We start from the raw sequence: 19,281 nt of genomic DNA, 5'->3' as shown, positions 1-19,281 counted from the left end.
ACCTAAAACGAGAAATTTTTCCTCTCTCGATCACTCCCTCTTTATCTTTAGATTAACCTAAAATCAATTAAATTAAATACCAAAATAAAACCCCGCCGAAGCGAGGTTTTAATGATTTATTTCAAAATATTAGATTAATAAAGTACGAATATCTTTAAGAAGTTTCGTAAGTTTATTGGTAAAGCGAGCGGCATCTGCACCATTAATTACACGGTGGTCATAAGACATCGACAACGGCAACATTAAGCGTGGATCAAAGTCTTTACCATTCCAAACTGGTTGCATCGTTGCTGGTGAAATACCCAAAATCGCAACTTGTGGCCAGTTCACAAGTGGTGTAAATGATGTACCACCAATCGAACCTAAGCTTGTAATCGTGAAGTTCGCACCTTGTAAGTCTTTCGGTGTTAATTTCTTATCACGTGCTTTTTGACCTAACACACCCAATTCAACTGCAATTTGCTTAATTGATTTTTGGTCTGGGTTACGAAGTACTGGCACAGTTAAACCATCAGGTGTTGCTACCGCAATTCCCATATGGATTTCATTGCGCAAGAGCACTGATTTACCATCATCAGATAGATGACCTGCAAACTCACGCTCTTCTTTCAACAAATGCGCAACCGCTTTGATAATGAATGCCATAATCGTCAGGCTGATACCTTCTTTTTTGAAGTTGCCTTTTAGCTCATTACGCCAATCTTCTAACTCAGTAATGTCAGCCGAATCAAACTGGGTGACTTGCGGAATAAAGTTATTCAACGACAATTGCGGAATAGATACTTGTTGCAAACGCGTCAGTACTTTTTCTTCCACACCACCAAATGCAGTGAAGTCAGGAAGCTTTGGCAAACCCGAAACCGCTGGTGCAGCCGCAGCAACTGGTGCCGCTTGTGGTGCAGTTAAACGAGTCTTCACATAAGCAAAGATATCTTCTTTAACAACACGGCCATGCTCACCAGAAGTTTTGACTTGTGACAAAATCACACCAAGCTCACGAGCAAGCTTACGTACAGCAGGACCTGCATATACTTTAGCGTTGTCGGCTTCTTGTTCTTTGGTTAACTTGTCACTACCAGACGCTGGAGCAGATACAGCCTGAGTCGGAGCAGGAGCTGCCGCTTTAGGTGCTGCTGCCTGTGGAGCTGGAGCTACTTCTGCTTTTGCCGCTGGTGCCGCAGCAGGTGCTTGGCCTTCAGCTTCAATTGTTGCAAGCAATATACCTTGTGAAACTTGTTGACCTGCTTGCAAGTGAATCGCTTTCACAACACCTGCAACAGTACTTGGAACTTCAACAGTTGCTTTATCTGACTCAACCACAACAAGGCTCTGGTCTACATCAACTTTATCGCCAACTTGTACCAAAATTTCAGCAACAACTGCTTTGTCTACACCCAAATCAGGAACGTTAATATCAACTGGTCCAGATTGAGTAGCAGCCGCAGCTACAGTTTCTTGTTGAACTGGTGCAGGTGCCGCTACTGGAGCCGCTGTAGAAGCAGGAGCCTCAACTGGCGCACTTGCTGCAGATGTTGTTTTCACTTTAATGAGCACAACACCTTCTTTAACTGTATCGCCTTCTTTAACTTGAATGCTTTCTACAGTACCAGCAACACTGCTTGGTACTTCTACAGTTGCTTTATCAGATTCAACCACAACGATGCTTTGCTCAACATCGATTTGCTCGCCAACTTTTACTAAAATTTCACCAACGAGTGCTTTTTCAACACCAATGTCAGGAACTTGAACTTCAACCACTTGACTCGTGGTTGCCGCTGCTGGTTGTACAGCAGTTGAAGCTTGTTGTACCGCTACCGGTGCTGCTGATTGTTCAGCTGCTGGAGCAGGTTTTGCAACTTCTTCTGTTTGAGCCGCAGGTGCAGTACCTTCAGCTTCAAGTTCAAACAATACCGTACCTTCAGTTACGCTATCGCCTTCTTTGATTAAGATACTTTTTACGACACCTGCTGAAGTGCTAGGCACTTCAACAGACGCTTTATCCGACTCAAGCAAAACAAGGCTGTCATTTTCAGCAATGCTATCGCCAACTTTTACCAAAATTTCGGCAACAATTGCTTTATCTACGCCAATATCAGGGGTCTTAATTTGCATGCTTAGTTCCCCTCACCTGTTTGCGTTTCATGGTATTCAGCAACTGCCTGAACTTCTGGATGTGCTTGTGGAGCCCATGCCACTGGACGATCAGTGTCTAACTCAAAGTTAGAAATCGCATCTTTAACTAAACGTGCATCTACTTCACCTTCGTCAGCTAATTTTTTCAAAGTAGCAACAACGATATGTGCAGCGTCAACACCAAAGAAACTACGTAAGTTAGCACGTGTATCTGAGCGACCATAACCATCTGTACCCAACGCAACAAATGGGCGACCATCTGGAAGATAAGCACGAATTTGTTCGCTATATGCACGCATATGGTCTGTTGCTGAAACAACAATACCTTCTGTACCGCGTAATTGTTTAGATACCCAAGATTCTTTCACTTCTTCAGTAAGTGGGTGTAAGCGGTTGTATTCTTCACATGCCATACCATCACGCGATAACTCATTGAAGCTTGTTACACTCCAAACGTTTGAATGGATTTGGTATTCATCACGTAAGATTTTCGCAGCTTTGATCACTTCACGAAGAATTACACCTGAACCAAGTAGCTGGACAGTTGCTTTTTCATCTTTTTCGAACAAGTACATACCACGTTTAATGCCTTCCTCAGCGCCTTCAGGCATTGCAGGATGCTCGTAGTTTTCGTTCATTACAGTTAGGTAATAGAACACACGCTCTTGGTTCACATACATACGTTGTAAACCGTCATGAACGATTACAGCTAATTCGTAACCAAAACATGGGTCATAAGATACACAGTTAGGAATCGTGTTCGCTAAGATATGTGAATGACCATCTTGGTGTTGTAAACCTTCACCGTTCAATGTGGTACGACCAGCTGTTGCACCTAACAAGAAACCTTGAGCTTGTGCATCACCCGCAGCCCACGCAATGTCACCAATACGTTGGAAACCAAACATTGAGTAGTACATGTACATTGGAATCATTGGTAAGTTATTCGTTGAATAACTTGTTGCCAACGCAGCCCATGCGCTCATCGCACCAGCTTCGTTAATCCCTTCTTGAAGCATGTGACCGTCACTTGCTTCACGGTAATGCATTAACTGTTCTTGGTCTTCTGGGGTATATTTTTGACCATGAGCGGCATAAATACCAAGCTGACGGAACATACCTTCTAGACCAAAAGTACGTGCTTCATCTGGAACGATTGGTACTACGCGGTCTTTAATTGCTTTTTCTTTAAGTAAAGCAGCAATTAAACGAACCATCACCATAGTCGTAGATTGCTCTTTACCACCTGAACCGTTTAATACTGCATCAAATACAGATAATTCAGGAATCGCTAAAATTTCACTCTCACGACGACGTGCAGGTAGGTAACCACCTAACGCTTCACGACGCGCTTTCATATACTTCATTTCTGGAGAGTTTTCACTTGGGCGATAGAATGGAAGCTCTTCTAATTTATCGTCTGTAAATGGCAGGTTAAAACGGTCACGTACATATTTTAAAGAATCGATCTGCATTTTTTTGATTTGGTGGGTCTTATTCACCGCTTCAATTTCTTCAGACAAACCATAACCTTTAACAGTTTTCGCAAGAATAACTGTTGGTTGACCTTTGGCTGTCATTGCTTCTGCATAGGCAGCAAAAACTTTGTACGGGTCATGACCACCACGGTTAAGATTATCGATATCTTCATCGCTTAAATCTTTTACAAGTTCCGCAGCTTCTGGGTACTTACCAAAGAATTTCTCGCGTGTATATGCACCACCTTTCACTTGATAGCGCTGGTATTCGCCATCAACTGTTTCTCCCATTACCGCTTTTAATGCACCTGTGCTGTCTTTTGCAAGTAGCGGATCCCAATGACGACCCCATACCACTTTAATGACACGCCAGCCCGCACCACGGAATAAAGATTCTAATTCTTGAATGATTTTACCGTTACCACGTACAGGGCCATCTAGACGCTGTAAGTTACAGTTAACAACCCAAATTAGGTTATCAAGCTTTTCACGACCAGCAAGTGAAATTGCACCAGTACTTTCTGGCTCATCCATCTCACCATCGCCAAGATATGCCCAGACTTTACGATTTTCTTCTTTGATCAAGCCGCGATTCATCAAATATTTTTGAATGTGCGCTTGATAAATTGACATGATTGGACCAAGACCCATTGATACAGTTGGGAATTGCCAATAGTCCGGCATTAAATATGGATGTGGATAGCTTGGTAAACCGTTACCGCCAACTTCACGGCGGAAATTACTTAACTGTTCTTCAGTCAAACGCCCTTCAAGGAATGAACGAGCATAAATACCAGGAGCACAATGTCCTTGGTAATAAATCATATCTCCGCCAAAGTTATCGCTGTTTGCGCGGAAGAAATGGTTAAAACCTACGTCATATAATGTTGCACTTGATGCGAAGCTCGCCAAGTGTCCACCTAAATCATCACCTGTTTTATTCGCACGGAGTACCATTGCTAAGGCATTCCAACGAATCAATGCACGAATACGGCGTTCCATATCTTGGTCGCCTGGCATTGCAGGTTGTTCTTCAACAGAAATTGTATTTAAGTAAGGTGTATTGAGACGTTGAATGGGAACATGCTTAGCAATTGCTTGTTGGTAAAGTTTTTCCAATAAGAATGCCGCGCGCTCAGTTCCCATATGTTGTAAAACTGAATCGAATGCATCTTGCCACTCTTGGGTTTCTTGTGCATCGGAGTCACCGTAAAACGCCATAATTCACCTGTTCCTTGTTCTTTAATCTACTTTGTATTTTTACCACGTTTTACCCCTCTCTAGTTATTGCCACGGGTGAATGTGAGGGGGGCCTATTATTTTCTGAATGAATAGTCATTGACCGAGCATTAAACAAAATAACAAAAAAACGCCAATAATGGCGTTTTTTTATACAATATTTACGTTAAAAAAGGTTTAAGTTAATTTTCAGATTCATAAATTTAATAACCTAACCCTTTTTAACTATGCTTTTAAGGAAGCATCGCCAAGTAAGTTGTTGGATTCTTACGTTGACCATCTTTTACTACTTCATAGTGCAAATGTGGACCAGTACAACGACCTGTACAACCTACATTCGCAATATGTTCACCTGCCGACACTTGGTCACCTACGCGAACCATTAAACGTGAAGCATGAGCATAGCGTGTTAAATAGCCATTACCATGGTTAATTTCAACATATTGACCATAGCCAGTGCCCCAGCCAGATTTAGTTACAATACCTGGGCCTGTCGCATAGATTGGTGTGCCACTCGGAGCAGCCATATCTAAACCGCCATGATGTTCAGCACGACCACTCATTGTACGACCGCCAAAGTTTGAAGAAACTCGTACAGTATCAGGAAGCGGATGAGAAATTAACCAAGAGTAAGCATTTGAAGAAGAGGCATTAAAAGAGTTCTTTGCGCTCGTATTGCCATATTTTTTTGCGAGCGACTCATTATTGAGCTCAACTGTTTTTTGGCGTAAGGTCACTGAAACTTTCGCGCTCGCTGGAAGATCTAAATCATCAGGATGGGTATATGAACCTTGAGATAATGTTTTTGATAGTTGTTCCAATCGATCTGAATCAGTAGATTGGTTAATAGTTTGATAATCTGCAAAAGCAACTGATGCTGCCGAAGCGGCAAGTGAAAACGCTAATAAAATACGACGCGTGTGCATAAAAACCTCTTGAAACTGTTCTTACTCAAGTTCCTTATGATCTCTTCCTTGATATCAATCGAAATGAACGCTTAAGATAAAGACAAGAATCTATCCGAGAATGATCCATGTCTAAACCCGATAACGTTTTTCAACAAACCGGAAAACACATAAAAACAGGAAACCTTACGTTTCTAACAACGCAAGTCGCGCAATGGCAAAGACTTACGAAAATGATCCAACCCTTATTGCCCCAACCGGAACAATGGCAGGTCGTGTGTTATCAAAATGGTTCTTTAATCATTACTGGTGAAAATCAGGCGATGATTAGTCAACTCAGTTATTTACAGAACCAATATGTATCTAAATTATCTCAACTTGAAGGGTTAAAAGACTTACAAAGAATTCAGGTTCGCTTGAGAAATAAAAACATTTCAAATGCACCCTCATCTGAGCCATCTAAACCCATCCCCCCGGAAACACAAGAAATGTTACGTAGTGCAGCCGACTTTGTGAGCGACCCTAAGCTTAGCCAAGCTTTACTACGTTTGGCAAGCAATAAAAAATGATGAGCTTTCTATTTCTTAATTAGAATCGTTCTTATTATGTGATAATAATCACACTTTACAATGTTACAATATAACATAGCCAAGTAAAGACAATGACTTATGTCACACTGACATATGGAATTGGACATTCACTCTCGTCATTAAATGTTACAATTTCATAATTACTCGGATCACTTTGAACATTGCGTAACAACTGATTATTTAAAGCATGTCCCGATTTATAGCCATCAAACTTGGCAATAATTTGATGACCAAGCAAATACAAATCACCTACTGCATCCAAAATCTTATGTCTTACAAATTCATCAGCGAAACGTAAGCCTTCTTCGTTAACAACGCCTGTGTCATCTACACCAATGGCATTGTCTAAACTTGCACCTAAGGCTAAGTTATTTGCTTTGAGATAATCTAGATCTTTCATGAAACCAAAAGTACGAGCTTCACTGACTTCATATACAAAAGTTTCAGTAGAAAAATCGATAGTCGCAGATTGATATTCTTTAGCAAAGGCAGGATGATCAAAATCAATTGTAAAATTTAATTGAAAACCATTATGCGGACTAAAAATTGCTTTTTTATCATCTATTAATGCTTCAACTGGTTTTAATATTCTTATAAATTTTTTCGGTGCATCCAACTCACGTAATCCACCTTGCATTAATAGGTAAATAAACGGACCAGCACTTCCATCCATAATCGGAACTTCAGACGCTGATACCTCAACAATAAGGTTATCAATCCCTAAACCTGCAATTGCACTCATTACATGCTCAATCGTTCCAACTTTTATATCTCCAATCACTAAATTGGAGCACATGAAAGCTTCTTGAATGAGCAAAGCATTTGCATGGATTTCAACGGGCGGGTCTAAATCGATACGACGAAATACAATACCTCCATCCGCGGTATGTGGAATGAAATTGATCATCACTTTTTGACCGCTATGAAGACCTATTCCACTCGCTTTTACCACACGATTGAGAGTACGTTGTTTCACCATGCTTTGTAACTTCTTTTTTAAAACCGCTATACGTTAGCATATTTAGTCATTGATCAAAAACAAAAAAAGGCAGTGTTTAAACACTGCCTTTTTTTAAATTTAATACTTTTTTACTTACGTTGCTGATTTTTCAAGTAATCTTGAATACTCATTGGCGAAGAACGCGGAGAAGAACTTGCAGTACTACTCACTTCATTGTCTGCATTTTGACGTTTATTAATAGCAGGAACATCATCTTCATCAACAGATTGAGCCGCTTGAGACGATGCATGACTTACTGTATTACGTTTTCTCGGTTCTGCATCTGCAGCATTACGAGTTAAACCAGTTGCAATGACTGTTACACGTAATTCATCACGGGCATCTGGATCAAATACCGTACCGTAGAAAATTTCACCTTCATCAAGGTCAACAATCTGGTTCACAACATCAGTAATGATTTCAGTTTCACGTAACGTAATATCGTCACCGCCAGTAATGTTAATCAACACACCTTTAGCATTAATAATATTGACGTTATCAAGCAATGGGCTACGAATAGCCTGCTCAGCTGCTTGACGTGCACGATCTTCACCACGGCCTAAACCAGCACCCATCATTGCGTAACCACGAGTACTCATTGCAGTTTTCAAATCGGCGAAGTCAAGGTTAATGTGACCACGGTTTACTACAAGGTCAAAGATACTGCGTACAGCGTTTAACAATACATCATCAGCTTTTTTATAAGCATCTTTCATTGAAATATCGCCATATACGCTGAGTAAGCGTTGGTTAGGGATAATAATCAATGAATCAACATGTGCTTCAAGCGCTTCAATACCGCGTTCAGCAGATTTTAAACGGCGACGGCCTTCAAAGTTAAATGGGGTTGTTACAACACCAACGGTCAAAATACCCATTTCTTTGGCAACTTCAGCCACGACAGGAGCCGCACCCGTACCCGTACCGCCACCCATACCAGCGGTAACGAATACCATATCCGTACCTTCAAGATGGTGACGAATAATTTCACGGCTTTCTTCTGCTGCAACTTGCCCTACTTCAGGGTTAGCACCAGCACCTAAACCACGCGTACTTTGCTCGCCTAACTGAATTTTGAAAGGTGCATTCATACAGTCTAGTGCTTGTTTGTCTGTATTGGCACAAACGAATTTAACACCTTGAATATCAGACTGCACCATATGTTGAACGGCATTACCGCCACCACCACCTACACCAAATACAGTGAAACGGGCTTGACCGTTGCCATCGTTTAGTTCATCTTCTATAAATTCAAATGAGGCCATGACCTTTAGGGTTCCTAATACATTATGGCAGTCACTTCAGCCCGTATACTGCCTTGATTTTCAAAAATAACTAATTTTAAGAATGCTGTGCAATACAAACCTTGTCAAGTACAGTGGTTTTCTCTTACAACTTCCTAACAATTCTACCAATAAATCCATACATCCTAAAAAATGGCTTTTAGCTTGCTATTAAATGCATTCCAGCCATTTACCATTCGCTCCCATACCGAACGGTCATTTGCCTCTTCAGGCTCTTCAACAGCTTCTTGCAACTCACTTTGGCTAAACATGAGCAAACCAGCTGCTGTTGCATACATCGAACGACGTAATGCTGCCTGATGTTGATCATCAGCATAAACCTGTAACGGTGGATTACCCAAATGTGCGGATACCCCCAACATACGGCGAGCCAAGCTCACCATACCTTCGATTTGACAGGCATCCCCTGTCAACACTACACCATGGTATAAACCATGAATTGCACCGCTGTTTTCGAGTTCATCGCGAATCTGGCTAAAGATCTCTTCATAGCGGGCAATAATAATTTCTGACAACTCAATTCGACTAATGGTTTGAGGGCCATCAATTCCTTCTACCTGAATCATGTGATCTGGCTTAACAGCACTTAAATCGACACAACCATACAGAATTTTAATACGCTCAGCTTCTTCTGTCGTAGTTTGCAATACAGCAGCAATATCACGCGTAACGTGCTCACCACCACGCTGCAATGTACGTGCCAGAGCCAAACGCCCATCTAGATAAACCGCAAGATTGGTAATACCTGCGCCAATATCGACCAGACAAACACCATACTCTTTTTCATCTTTAAGCAAGCTTGCCTCAGCTGTTGCCAGACAAGATACCACCATTTTTTCAACCCCGATATTTGCACCTTTCATAGCGCGATCAAGGTTTTGCATAGTTGCTATAGGCATCATCATTAACTGATAATGTCCTGTCATACTATGGGCAGTCATGTTAATTGGATTCTGCACCCATTCAGCAGAATCACCTAATTCAAAGCCTAACGGCACTGCACTTGCTAAATAGTAATCAGAAGTCACATGACTTGCTTTTGCCAATTCTAACGCGCGCACGACTTCATTTGTTGTAATAACATGTGCTGGATTAGCAACTGGTGTACGGCCAGAGGCATAAAAACTTTGCAACTCGGTACTCGGAATCGATACCCATGCGCTATGAATGCGACATTCGGCCATATTTTCCGCTTCAGCAACAGCATTTTTAATCGCAGCGATGACTTTATCGAGGCTTACGATTTTTCCTTTATTCATGCCTCGATTGCGAGCAGTTGCCATACCGATAACTTGAATGTTATCCGGCGCATGAATTTTTCCAATCAAAACTGAAACTTTATGCGTCCCAATGTCAATCGCAACAACTGAGGGAACAGCTTCATTCATCACTCATACCATTTCTTTGTTGTTTAATACCAGGCAAATTGCCTATTTTAAAGCCACGTATTATGGCTTTGCTTTTGTTCCACCTGCAATGCTTGTGTCATCAATCGTTACAACAAACTGACCATTCACAATTTTAGGTGGTGTTGCGTTCTTCCATTGAATAGATAATCCATTACGATATCGCAAATCAATGGCTGAGATTTTCGACCACACCGGTTTTAAGTCAGATTGTGCCAGATGACTTAAACGTTGCAACTTATTCATTGTTTGATCTTGGTCAACGATAATTCGTAAACCTGAGTCGAACTGCATAAACCAAGTCATTCGCTCCGTCAGATATAACTCTTTTAGGCGCAAATTAGCTGGATGAAATAATTGATTGATTTCATTATAGCGCCGCATCATCATTTTCGACTGGCTGACCGGACCATGGAGTAACGGAAGCTCAGGATGAATTGTCGGATCTGCCTCACTGAATACATCGCCTCCATCGCTTAACAAGCGACCTGTTCCCCAACGGGCGATGGCATGTCGAGGCATGACACGAACACGAATACCATTGGGCCAGGCACGAGATACGACAACTCGGTCTACCCACGAAATTTCTAATGTTTTATCACGAATCTGTTCTAAATCAGATGTGAAATAATTCGCTTTTATAATTGGAGCAACATGTTGCATCACTTGTTGTGTTTCAACTGAAGACGTTGACCCCACAACCTCTAGCTTTGCAACTGTTGCATCTGTAATAACTTTATATAGCCCATAAATTCCGACTGCCAGCACTACAAAAGCAATAACCAACAGCACCCATCCACCAGCATTAGTAAGCTTCTGCTTACGTGTAGGTGGCTTATCATGAATAGAGGTGATGGCCGCACGTTTACGGCGCATGGAAGCCGGAAGTTGTGCCATATTTAAGCCGTACCTTCCAATGTTTGCTCAAGAATGGCAACACACAATTCATCAAAACTATAACCAACAGCTTTCGCAGCTTTTGGAACTAAAGAGTGACTGGTCATGCCTGGCACAGTGTTTACTTCTAAAAGCCAGAAATTACCCTGCTCATCCTGCATTGCATCAATACGGCCCCAGCTTTCTGCACCAACTGCCTGAAAAGCGCGTAAACACAATGCTTGAAGGTTCTTCTCTTCTGTCTCACTTAGACCGCAAGGAATACCATACTCTACATCATTACGTTGATATTTCGCTTCGTAATCGTAGAAAGCAACATCTGCTGGTGGTTGTAAACGAATAACCGGTAAAGGCTGACCATTTAGGAATGAGATTGTGAATTCACGACCTGTGATCCACTTTTCTGCCATAACAACAGCATCGTGTTGAGTCGCCTTCTCAATTGCAGCAGCAAAGTCTTCTGCTTTCTCAACCTTACTCATGCCGACACTTGAGCCTTCATGTACAGGTTTGATAATCACAGGTAAGCCTAACTCAGCAATAACCGCATCTAAATCTGTTTCTTTAGTAATAATGCGATATGGCGCTGTAGGTAAATCACTACCTTGCCAGATTTGCTTGGTTTTGACTTTATCCATGCCAATTGCAGAACCTTGCACACCAGTTCCTGTATAAGGCAGATTTAACCATTCAAGCACGCCTTGAATCTGGCCATCTTCACCACCACGACCATGCAATACAATGAATGCACGATCATAATTTACAAGTTCAGTCACACTGCGGTCTTGCGGATCAAATGCTTCAGCCTGAACACCTGAACGCAATAAAGCATCCAGAACTGCCTGACCACTATCTAAAGACACAGCACGCTCAGCCGATTTCCCACCAAATAGCACGGCAACTTTGCCGAATTTTGTAGCATTTGACACGTTTAAATCCTTAACCCGATAATTCAATATTTTTGTTTATTTCACATACAAATGGTGTTGTGCAAGTTCTACAGAAATTGCTCCCACGTTACCCGCACCCTGCGTTAATAACAAGTCATTTGGTTGTAACACATTTTGCATGATGTTTTGCAAATTACCTTCAACCGGATCGACCAAAATCGGCTCCACCTGTCCACGTAAACGAATACTACGCGCTAAAGTACGGCTGTCTGCACCTACAATAGGCTTTTCACCGGCAGGATAAACTTCCAATAATAATAATTGATCGACTTGAGAAAGCACTTCAATAAAGTCATCAAAACAATCGCGGGTACGAGAGTAACGGTGTGGCTGGAATAACATCACCAAACGACGATCTGGATGGCTCTGACGAGCAGCTTTAATGGTTGCTTCTACTTCTTTCGGATGGTGTCCGTAGTCATCAACCAACTTAACGTTACCATCGGCAAGCTCAAATTCACCTTGTACTTGGAAGCGACGACCAACACCACTGAAGCCTGCTAAAGCACGGCTAATTGCGTCATCAGAAACACCTTCATCGGTCGCAACACCAATAGCAGCCAAAGCATTCAAAATATTATGCATGCCCGGTTGATTAATCGTTAAACGTAGCGGCTCACGACCTTTACGTAACACGGTGAAGTGTGAACGCATACCATCTTGTTCAACATCAATTGCGCGAATGTCGTTGTCTTCGTTAAAACCATAGGTAATCACTGGACGGCCTACACGCGGCATAATTTCACGAATGTTGGCGTCATCACCACAAACGACAGCCAAACCATAAAATGGTAGGTTATGAAGGAACTGAACGAACGTATCTTTTAATTTATCAAAGCTACCTTCATAGGTATCCATATGGTCAGCATCGATATTCGTTACAATCGCTGCCATTGGTTGTAAATAAAGGAAAGATGCATCTGATTCATCAGCTTCAGCTACGATGAAACGGCTTTCACCTAATGCAGCATTTACGCCTGTACTATTAAGCAAACCACCAATAACATAAGTTGGATCAAGATTTTCTTCAGCCAACATAGTCGTTAAAAGACTTGTAGTTGTCGTCTTACCATGTGTACCAGCTACAGCAATACCATGGCGGTAACGCATAAGCTCACCTAGCATCTCTGCGCGGCGTACGATTGGAGTACGTTGCTCAATCGCTGCTTTAATTTCCGGATTTTCTGGATCAATCGCTGTAGAAACTACAAGCACATTGGCATTTTTAATATTTTCCGCTTGATGGCCAATATAAACCTTGATGCCATTTTGCTCTAATTGTTCTGTAGTTTTAGATGCTTTAATGTCTGAACCGGAAATTTTATAACCTTGGTTACCCAATACCTCTGCAATGCCACACATCCCAGCACCGCCGATTCCCACAAAATGAATGTGTTTGATACGGCGCATTTCAGGCACTTTAATCAGTTTTTTTGCTTGGTTCGCAGCTGTTGATGGAGACATAGTAAATCCGATTACATTTTTTGGATAAGATCAACCACATGCTGAGTCGCATTTGGTTGGGCATGTTGACGCGCTTTCACTGCCATTTCTGTAAGTAACTGGCGGTTCATCAGCGAAGTGAACAATTCATTTAGAACATCTGGTGTCATAATCGATTGCTGACAAATTTTTGCAGCACCGAAATCTGCCAGAAATTTGGCATTTGCAGTTTGATGGTCATCAACTGCTATAGGAAGTGGCACAAAAACTGCGGCCACACCTGCTGTTGCAACTTCTGTTACCGTGAGTGCTCCAGCTCGGCAAATAATTAAATCTGCCTCACTATAAGCCTTTGCCATATCTTCAATAAACGGCAAAACGTGTACGGTTAAATTGGCTGGTACATCTGCATAGAGTGCTTGAGTTGCCTCAACTTGTTGCTGACCGCACTGGTGAAAAATATTAAGTGGAACTTGTAATTGTTTTAATGCTGGAGGTAAGCGTTCGTTGAGTGCTTTGGCACCTAAAGAACCACCAACAATTAGAATATTTAGAGGCTGCCCTGCTTGCGCACGCTCATCATAACGCCACTTTGGGCTTAAAATATCTGTGATTTCATGACGTACAGGATTTCCTGTTGTAACGACTTTTCCACCCGCAGGAAATGTATTTGGAAATGCTTCACACACGACTTTAGCAACACGAGACAACTGCGCATTGGTAAAACCAGCAACCGCATTTTGTTCATGAATGAGAACAGGAATACCTAACAAACGCGCTGCCAAACCACCCGGTCCAGCTACGTAACCACCAAAGCCTGCAACTGCATCAACTTTAAGCTGTTTCATATAACGCATTGCGCTAAAAGTTGCTTTTAAAATTTTAAAAGGTGCGGCAATTTTACGGACTAATCCATTGCCACGGACACCTTGGATATCGATTTGATATATTGGAATATTTTGATCTTTTAATAATCGGTTTTCCATACCTGTTGGCGTGGCTAACCATGAAACCTGACAACCTTGTTGTTGAAGTTTTTTGGCTACGGCGAGGGCTGGAAAAACATGTCCACCTGTACCGGCAGCCATCATCATGACATGTTTAGGTTTGCTTTGCTGTGAATCGGTCACGGTCTAATTCTTCAACTCAAAAAACAATGGAAATTGTCATCTATTTTTGTAGCCGTTTATTTTAATCCTAAAGCTTCATTAACGAAAAGCTAATTTCACTCGTTTATAACAGAAAGATGTGCTTTTTTGAAAATATGCCTACAAAGCTGTGGTGTATTTAGTATTGTTATTTTATTAATTCATATATTTTCAGGTGATTTCCCATAAATACCGCGGAAAACCACCTGAAATAACTAATTAAGCTGAACGACCAGCTTCTAATACATCAAATAGATCATCTGCAATTGATGTACCAAATTGAGCATCAATTTCACGAATACAGGTTGGGCTAGTGACATTAATTTCAGTGACATAATTACCAATTACATCTAAGCCGACAAAAATCAAACCTTTTTCGCGTAGGAAAGGGCCAATTTTAGCTGCAATCAGCTTATCGTTTTCAGTAAGCGGACGCGCTTGGCCTAAACCACCTGCCGCTAAGTTGCCGCGTACTTCACCATTTTGTGGAATACGAGCTAGACAGTAAGGAATAGGTTCGCCATTCACCATTAAAATACGCTTATCTCCTTCTACAATTTCAGGAATATAGCGCTGAGCCATAATTGGACGGTTGCCTAGCTCTGTAAGCATTTCTAAGGTAGAACCAATATTTACACCGTCTTGGTATAAACGGAAAATCCCCATACCGCCCATACCATCAAGCGGCTTAACAATCACATCACCATGTTCTTTAATAAATTCACGAATTAAACTTTGTTGTGATGTTACAAGTGTAGGCACTTGTAGATCTGGAAATTGCGTTGCAAAAAGTTTTTCGTTGCAATCACGCAATGACCGGGGGTTATTAATAATCCATGAACCTTCACGCTCAGCTTGTTCAAGCACGTAAGTCGTGTAAACAAAATTCATATCAAACGGCGGATCTTTACGCATAAGCACTACATCATAAGTAGCGATAGATTCTTTTTTCTTTTCACCTAACTCATAGTAATGATTGCAATCTTCAAAAACTTTTAATGGTGAGATTAGGCCGTAAGCCTTACCTTGATCGATATATAAATCTTGTTGTAATGCATAACCCAATTCATGTCCACGACGGCTCGCCGCCCACAACATTGCCATGGTTGAATCCTTTTTCAGGTTTACGGTTTCAATCGGATCCATGACGACAAGTACACGCATGCTCAAGCTCTTCTTAAAATTTAAATTAACATGAGTATAGCTGAGATTTTTCACTGGTTTTTCTTAATTTCAGTAAATCGTTATCTGTTATTTCTTGATCTGGAATTTAAGTAAATTCAGTTAAACTATAGCCATAAAATATTATTTTTAAAGGCTAAACATGAAACTTTATCGCTATTTAACGGGTCCTGATGACTCTGCTTTTTGTGCACGAGTGACTAAAGCACTGAATCATGGTTGGGAATTATATGAAGCGCCAACCATGACCTTTAATGGTACGCACGTCATTGTTGGACAAGCAATTTGCAAAACAATTGATGAGAATTATGATCCAGAAATGGATATTTTAGATGTTCTGAAAAATAACGCTTAATCCTAAAGGGGAGTTTTTATCAGTAAAAGCTCCTCTTTAAAGCTCAATTAACAAGAAAAACTAATGAGTTAATTTACATAGCTTGTTTAATCCACTCATTACATTCCTAAAAAATAGTTATTAAAAAATAAATATGTCATTTTTTAAGGCAATAGTTCTTTTATTCTAAACAATTAAATGATTATAATTATCATTTACACTTTTATTTTTGTTAATTGATTTTATTTTATGTTAAGAATTTCTTTATCATCTCCCCAAATTAAGCGTTTGTTCCCTCTGAGCTTACTCAGTTTAATGATCTTGAACATTCAAGGTGCTTACGCAGAGGAAGCGACTGATTCAGCCGCAAAAGTTGCAGCCACCATGCCTACCATAAAAATTGAGGCCATGAGTGAACTCGACCCAATTAAAAGTTATATCGACTATGACAAAGCCAATGTCACACGCAATGGTTTAGACAAAAAAGACATTCCTCAAACCGTTGATACGATTGATGTTCAGAAATATAAAATTTATGGATCAAATGATCTAAGCGTTATGCTGCAAGGTACCCCTGGCGTATCCACCAATTACGATATGCGCGGTGACGGTATTACGATTCGTGGTTTTGGTGCTGATACAGGTGATATTTACCGTGATGGTATCCGCGAAAGTGGGCAAGTACGCCGTAGTACAGCCAATATTGAGCGTATTGAAATTTTAAAAGGCCCCGCTTCTGTTTTATATGGCCGTAGTGCTGGTGGTGGGGTTGTGAATATGGTGAGTAAGTTCGCCAATTTTGACTCTAAAAGTTCTGTTGGCGCTTACGCAGGTTCTTACGACAACTACGGAACAACTGCCGACATTAACCAAGTCATTAATGACAATTTAGCAGTACGTTTGACTGGAGAATATGGCGAATCTGGTAGCTTCCGCTCTGGTATTGAAAATAAAATTGAAATGTTTTCACCAAGTTTCACTTATAAAAATGATGATGGAACACTCACTTGGACCACACAATATACCTATGACAAATTAGGTCGTGTACCTGATCGTGGTCCAGCATATGAAAACTTGCCTGCGGGAACTTCAATTAAAATGGGATTTGCCCAAGACGGCGATTATGTTGATGATATTTTGCAAGTGGTTCGCACCGATGTGAATTATCAATATGCGCCTGATTGGAACTTTCACTGGGCAGCAAGTTACCGACAAGCAGAACAGAACTTTGACCACTTTTATTTTGGAACTTATTGTGGGTTAGATGGTAAAGATTTAAAAGGTAAAGCATGCACCACTAAAAAAGGCTATATCAATCAAATTTACTACTGGCAACAAACCAGCAATAAAACCACCACCAATACATTTGATATTAAGGGCAAGTTCAAAACTGGTCAGCTTGAACACCAAATCATGATGGGTACAGACTGGACGTATGAACAACGAGAACCACGTCTAGCCAATAAAACTCAAAATGGGTCAGCCATTTATGGTTACGTTAATCCATTCACTGGTGAACGAGAGTACAGTCGTGGCAATGGCCCATTAAAGATTAGTCAGCATAACTATAATGAAGGCACAACTTACGGCGTATTTATTCAAGATTTAATTGGTCTAAATGACCAACTTAAACTGATGATGGGTGTCCGCTACGATTACTTCGATTTTTCAACCACCAACAAGTTAACGAATGAACACCGTAATGTAAAAGATGGCAGCTTTAGCCCAAATGTTGGTTTGGTATGGCAAACGCTTCCGGAACATAGCTTTTACACGTCTTACTCTAAGAGCTTTGCACCATTTGGCGGACAAATGGGTGTTAACCAAGTTACTGGAAGCACCGATGTCACAAAAATGGATAAAGAACCTCAATATAACGAGCAATACGAAGTTGGCGTAAAAAGCGAATGGTTAGATAATCGTTTAAATACTCAATTTTCTGTTTTTGATATTCGTAAAAATAATATTCGCTATAAACCAAAGCCTAATGAAGAACCAGAAGTATGGGCAACTGCCGGTCAGCATCAATCTCGTGGTCTTGAATTTAGTTTTATTGGTCGTGTACTAGATAATGTCTTTGTCCGCGGTGGTTATGGCTACACAGATGCGAAAGTAAAAGAAGACAAACAAAAGCCCGAACAAGAAGGTAACTATTTAGCAAATACATCTAAAAATACAGGTAATTTATTTGTTCGTTATTTACCAACCGAGCAGTGGTATACCGAAGTGGGCGTGACCTATGTCGGGTCTTATTATCCAAATCTTAATAATCAAGTAAAAATGGAAGGCTTTAACCGTGTCGATGCAGCGATTGGTTATAGTGCAGACCCATGGAATGTTACGCTTGCTGTGAATAATCTAACCAATAAAGAGTACTGGCGCTCAGACAGCATGCCAGGCACACCACGTAATGTGTTATTGCGTTTGAATTATCAGTTCTAAATAAAAACATTAAAAAGGCATGCCCCTATTTAGAAGTATGCCTTTTTCTTTTAGATACCGTATTTTTCGCGATAAGCTTGCATATTTGCTAGCGCTTCTTTTTCGCCTTTGGTGCTGGCTGAACAAGCTCAATAAGACAAGTTGGGCATGACGTTGGAGTGTAAGAAGTGGGATTTAAAAGATTTCGAATAGATCACTTTATTGGCAACAAATGATAAATCCGCTTAAAAAAAAGCCGACATATTACAAAGTCGGCTTTTTGCTATTTTTTTAGGGTGGCGAAAAATATTTCATTTTTTGATTTTAAATAAACAAAATTGGAGAATTTCGCATAATGCCTCATTATCTTAAATATATTTCAAAAAGCCCCATCCCATCGCATTAAAAACTCTTTTGATTCAGTTTCTTCATCTAAGGTTTCTTCTACAACTTTAAAACCAACAGACTTATAAAACCTGATGCTGTTCGTATTCTGTTGATATACATTTAATTCTAAATTGTCTCTAATTCCCTTAGCATAATTAATGAGTAATTTACCTATTCCTTTACCTTGCTGTTCAGGCGATACGAAAATTGCAGCTATCGTATTTTCGACTAAAGCAATAAATCCACAAATATTATTTATATTTTCTACAAGGTAAACTTCTGACATTGGAAGATAGATATTTTGCATTTTTATTTTATTATTTTCCCAATATACTTCTGGAATAAAATCATGAGCTTTAACCGATGCACTAAACCAGATCTCTGTTAAATCACTAAAGTCATGAATATTTGCCTGCCTAATTTCTGCTGAACTCATAATGTTTAACTCTTAAATTTTTCTAAAA

General features: G+C 40.5%; 15 protein-coding genes. 3 read left to right on the top strand and 12 right to left on the bottom strand.

Annotation, left to right across the window (positions count from 1 at the left end; translation table 11 throughout):
* Window positions 1-129: 129 nt before the first annotated feature.
* From MMY79_RS00735 to MMY79_RS00725, 3 genes are all read right to left on the bottom strand, one after another.
* A complete protein-coding gene (locus MMY79_RS00735; RefSeq protein ID WP_252611274.1) occupies window positions 130-2,112 on the bottom strand; it encodes a 2-oxo acid dehydrogenase subunit E2 in 1,983 nt (660 codons plus the stop codon).
* Between the two features lie 2 nt (window positions 2,113-2,114).
* Window positions 2,115-4,832: a pyruvate dehydrogenase (acetyl-transferring), homodimeric type gene (gene aceE / locus MMY79_RS00730; protein WP_252611272.1), complete on the bottom strand. Its 2,718-nt coding sequence runs from the start codon at window positions 4,830-4,832 to the stop codon at window positions 2,115-2,117.
* A gap of 251 nt (window positions 4,833-5,083) precedes the next feature.
* Complete coding sequence (locus MMY79_RS00725) at window positions 5,084-5,776, bottom strand: M23 family metallopeptidase (RefSeq protein ID WP_252611270.1); 693 nt, start codon at window positions 5,774-5,776, stop codon at window positions 5,084-5,086.
* A gap of 107 nt (window positions 5,777-5,883) precedes the next feature.
* On the opposite strand from MMY79_RS00725, the gene MMY79_RS00720 reads away from it, so the two are divergent.
* On the top strand, window positions 5,884-6,324 hold the full coding sequence (locus MMY79_RS00720; RefSeq protein WP_252611268.1) for a DciA family protein: 441 nt from the start codon (window positions 5,884-5,886) through the stop codon (window positions 6,322-6,324).
* Window positions 6,325-6,421: 97 nt separating this feature from the next.
* Here MMY79_RS00720 and lpxC read toward each other — a convergent pair whose 3' ends face one another.
* The 8 genes from lpxC to gshB all read right to left on the bottom strand — a co-directional run bounded on the left by lpxC (window position 6,422) and on the right by gshB (window position 15,657).
* Window positions 6,422-7,324 carry a UDP-3-O-acyl-N-acetylglucosamine deacetylase gene (gene lpxC / locus MMY79_RS00715; protein WP_016139862.1) on the bottom strand — a complete coding sequence of 301 codons (903 nt, stop codon included), beginning with the start codon at window positions 7,322-7,324 and terminating at the stop codon, window positions 6,422-6,424.
* A 110-nt stretch (window positions 7,325-7,434) separates the two neighbouring features.
* Complete coding sequence (ftsZ, locus tag MMY79_RS00710) at window positions 7,435-8,610, bottom strand: cell division protein FtsZ (RefSeq protein ID WP_252611266.1); 1,176 nt, start codon at window positions 8,608-8,610, stop codon at window positions 7,435-7,437.
* A 164-nt stretch (window positions 8,611-8,774) separates the two neighbouring features.
* Complete coding sequence (gene ftsA / locus MMY79_RS00705; RefSeq protein WP_004790064.1) at window positions 8,775-10,037, bottom strand: cell division protein FtsA; 1,263 nt, start codon at window positions 10,035-10,037, stop codon at window positions 8,775-8,777.
* Between the two features lie 60 nt (window positions 10,038-10,097).
* Window positions 10,098-10,952, bottom strand: coding sequence for a cell division protein FtsQ/DivIB (locus tag MMY79_RS00700; protein WP_252611263.1), 855 nt, complete (start codon window positions 10,950-10,952; stop codon window positions 10,098-10,100).
* 2 nt (window positions 10,953-10,954) lie between these two features.
* A complete protein-coding gene (locus MMY79_RS00695) occupies window positions 10,955-11,881 on the bottom strand; it encodes a D-alanine--D-alanine ligase (RefSeq protein WP_005300616.1) in 927 nt (308 codons plus the stop codon).
* 36 nt (window positions 11,882-11,917) lie between these two features.
* Window positions 11,918-13,366 (bottom strand): UDP-N-acetylmuramate--L-alanine ligase, encoded by a 1,449-nt coding sequence (gene murC, locus MMY79_RS00690; RefSeq protein WP_003654096.1) that lies wholly within the window; start codon window positions 13,364-13,366, stop codon window positions 11,918-11,920.
* An 11-nt stretch (window positions 13,367-13,377) separates the two neighbouring features.
* Complete coding sequence (gene murG, locus MMY79_RS00685; RefSeq protein ID WP_252611261.1) at window positions 13,378-14,475, bottom strand: undecaprenyldiphospho-muramoylpentapeptide beta-N-acetylglucosaminyltransferase; 1,098 nt, start codon at window positions 14,473-14,475, stop codon at window positions 13,378-13,380.
* Window positions 14,476-14,712: 237 nt separating this feature from the next.
* Window positions 14,713-15,657 carry a glutathione synthase gene (gshB, locus tag MMY79_RS00680; protein ID WP_252611259.1) on the bottom strand — a complete coding sequence of 315 codons (945 nt, stop codon included), beginning with the start codon at window positions 15,655-15,657 and terminating at the stop codon, window positions 14,713-14,715.
* Window positions 15,658-15,817: 160 nt separating this feature from the next.
* Here gshB and MMY79_RS00675 point away from each other — a divergent pair, with 160 nt between their 5' ends.
* Window positions 15,818-16,030, top strand: coding sequence for a DUF1737 domain-containing protein (locus tag MMY79_RS00675; protein ID WP_002122004.1), 213 nt, complete (start codon window positions 15,818-15,820; stop codon window positions 16,028-16,030).
* 228 nt (window positions 16,031-16,258) lie between these two features.
* Window positions 16,259-18,451, top strand: coding sequence for a TonB-dependent siderophore receptor (locus MMY79_RS00670; protein WP_252611257.1), 2,193 nt, complete (start codon window positions 16,259-16,261; stop codon window positions 18,449-18,451).
* A gap of 358 nt (window positions 18,452-18,809) precedes the next feature.
* Here the strand turns inward: MMY79_RS00670 and MMY79_RS00665 are convergent, their stop codons facing one another.
* Entirely contained in the window at window positions 18,810-19,253 is a 444-nt protein-coding gene (locus tag MMY79_RS00665; RefSeq protein WP_252611256.1) for a GNAT family N-acetyltransferase, read from the bottom strand.
* Window positions 19,254-19,281: the final 28 nt, after the last annotated feature.

The organism is Acinetobacter sp. XS-4 (assembly GCF_023920705.1).
Taxonomy (GTDB): Bacteria; Pseudomonadota; Gammaproteobacteria; order Pseudomonadales; family Moraxellaceae; genus Acinetobacter.
Note: the sequence above shows the minus strand (reverse complement) of the source record. Positions and strands in the feature narration are given on the sequence as shown.

What these genes read in the sequence shown, in the direction of transcription:
- MMY79_RS00735 (WP_252611274.1), bottom strand. Translation starts at nt 2,112, where the DNA reads ATGCAAATTAAGACCCCTGATATTGGCGTAGATAAAGCAATTGTTGCC.
- aceE (WP_252611272.1), bottom strand. Translation starts at nt 4,832, where the DNA reads ATGGCGTTTTACGGTGACTCCGATGCACAAGAAACCCAAGAGTGGCAA.
- MMY79_RS00725 (WP_252611270.1), bottom strand. Translation starts at nt 5,776, where the DNA reads ATGCACACGCGTCGTATTTTATTAGCGTTTTCACTTGCCGCTTCGGCA.
- MMY79_RS00720 (WP_252611268.1), top strand. Translation starts at nt 5,884, where the DNA reads ATGTCTAAACCCGATAACGTTTTTCAACAAACCGGAAAACACATAAAA.
- lpxC (WP_016139862.1), bottom strand. Translation starts at nt 7,324, where the DNA reads ATGGTGAAACAACGTACTCTCAATCGTGTGGTAAAAGCGAGTGGAATA.
- ftsZ (WP_252611266.1), bottom strand. Translation starts at nt 8,610, where the DNA reads ATGGCCTCATTTGAATTTATAGAAGATGAACTAAACGATGGCAACGGT.
- ftsA (WP_004790064.1), bottom strand. Translation starts at nt 10,037, where the DNA reads ATGAATGAAGCTGTTCCCTCAGTTGTTGCGATTGACATTGGGACGCAT.
- MMY79_RS00700 (WP_252611263.1), bottom strand. Translation starts at nt 10,952, where the DNA reads ATGGCACAACTTCCGGCTTCCATGCGCCGTAAACGTGCGGCCATCACC.
- murC (WP_003654096.1), bottom strand. Translation starts at nt 13,366, where the DNA reads ATGTCTCCATCAACAGCTGCGAACCAAGCAAAAAAACTGATTAAAGTG.
- gshB (WP_252611259.1), bottom strand. Translation starts at nt 15,657, where the DNA reads ATGCGTGTACTTGTCGTCATGGATCCGATTGAAACCGTAAACCTGAAA.
- MMY79_RS00675 (WP_002122004.1), top strand. Translation starts at nt 15,818, where the DNA reads ATGAAACTTTATCGCTATTTAACGGGTCCTGATGACTCTGCTTTTTGT.
- MMY79_RS00670 (WP_252611257.1), top strand. Translation starts at nt 16,259, where the DNA reads ATGTTAAGAATTTCTTTATCATCTCCCCAAATTAAGCGTTTGTTCCCT.
- MMY79_RS00665 (WP_252611256.1), bottom strand. Translation starts at nt 19,253, where the DNA reads ATGAGTTCAGCAGAAATTAGGCAGGCAAATATTCATGACTTTAGTGAT.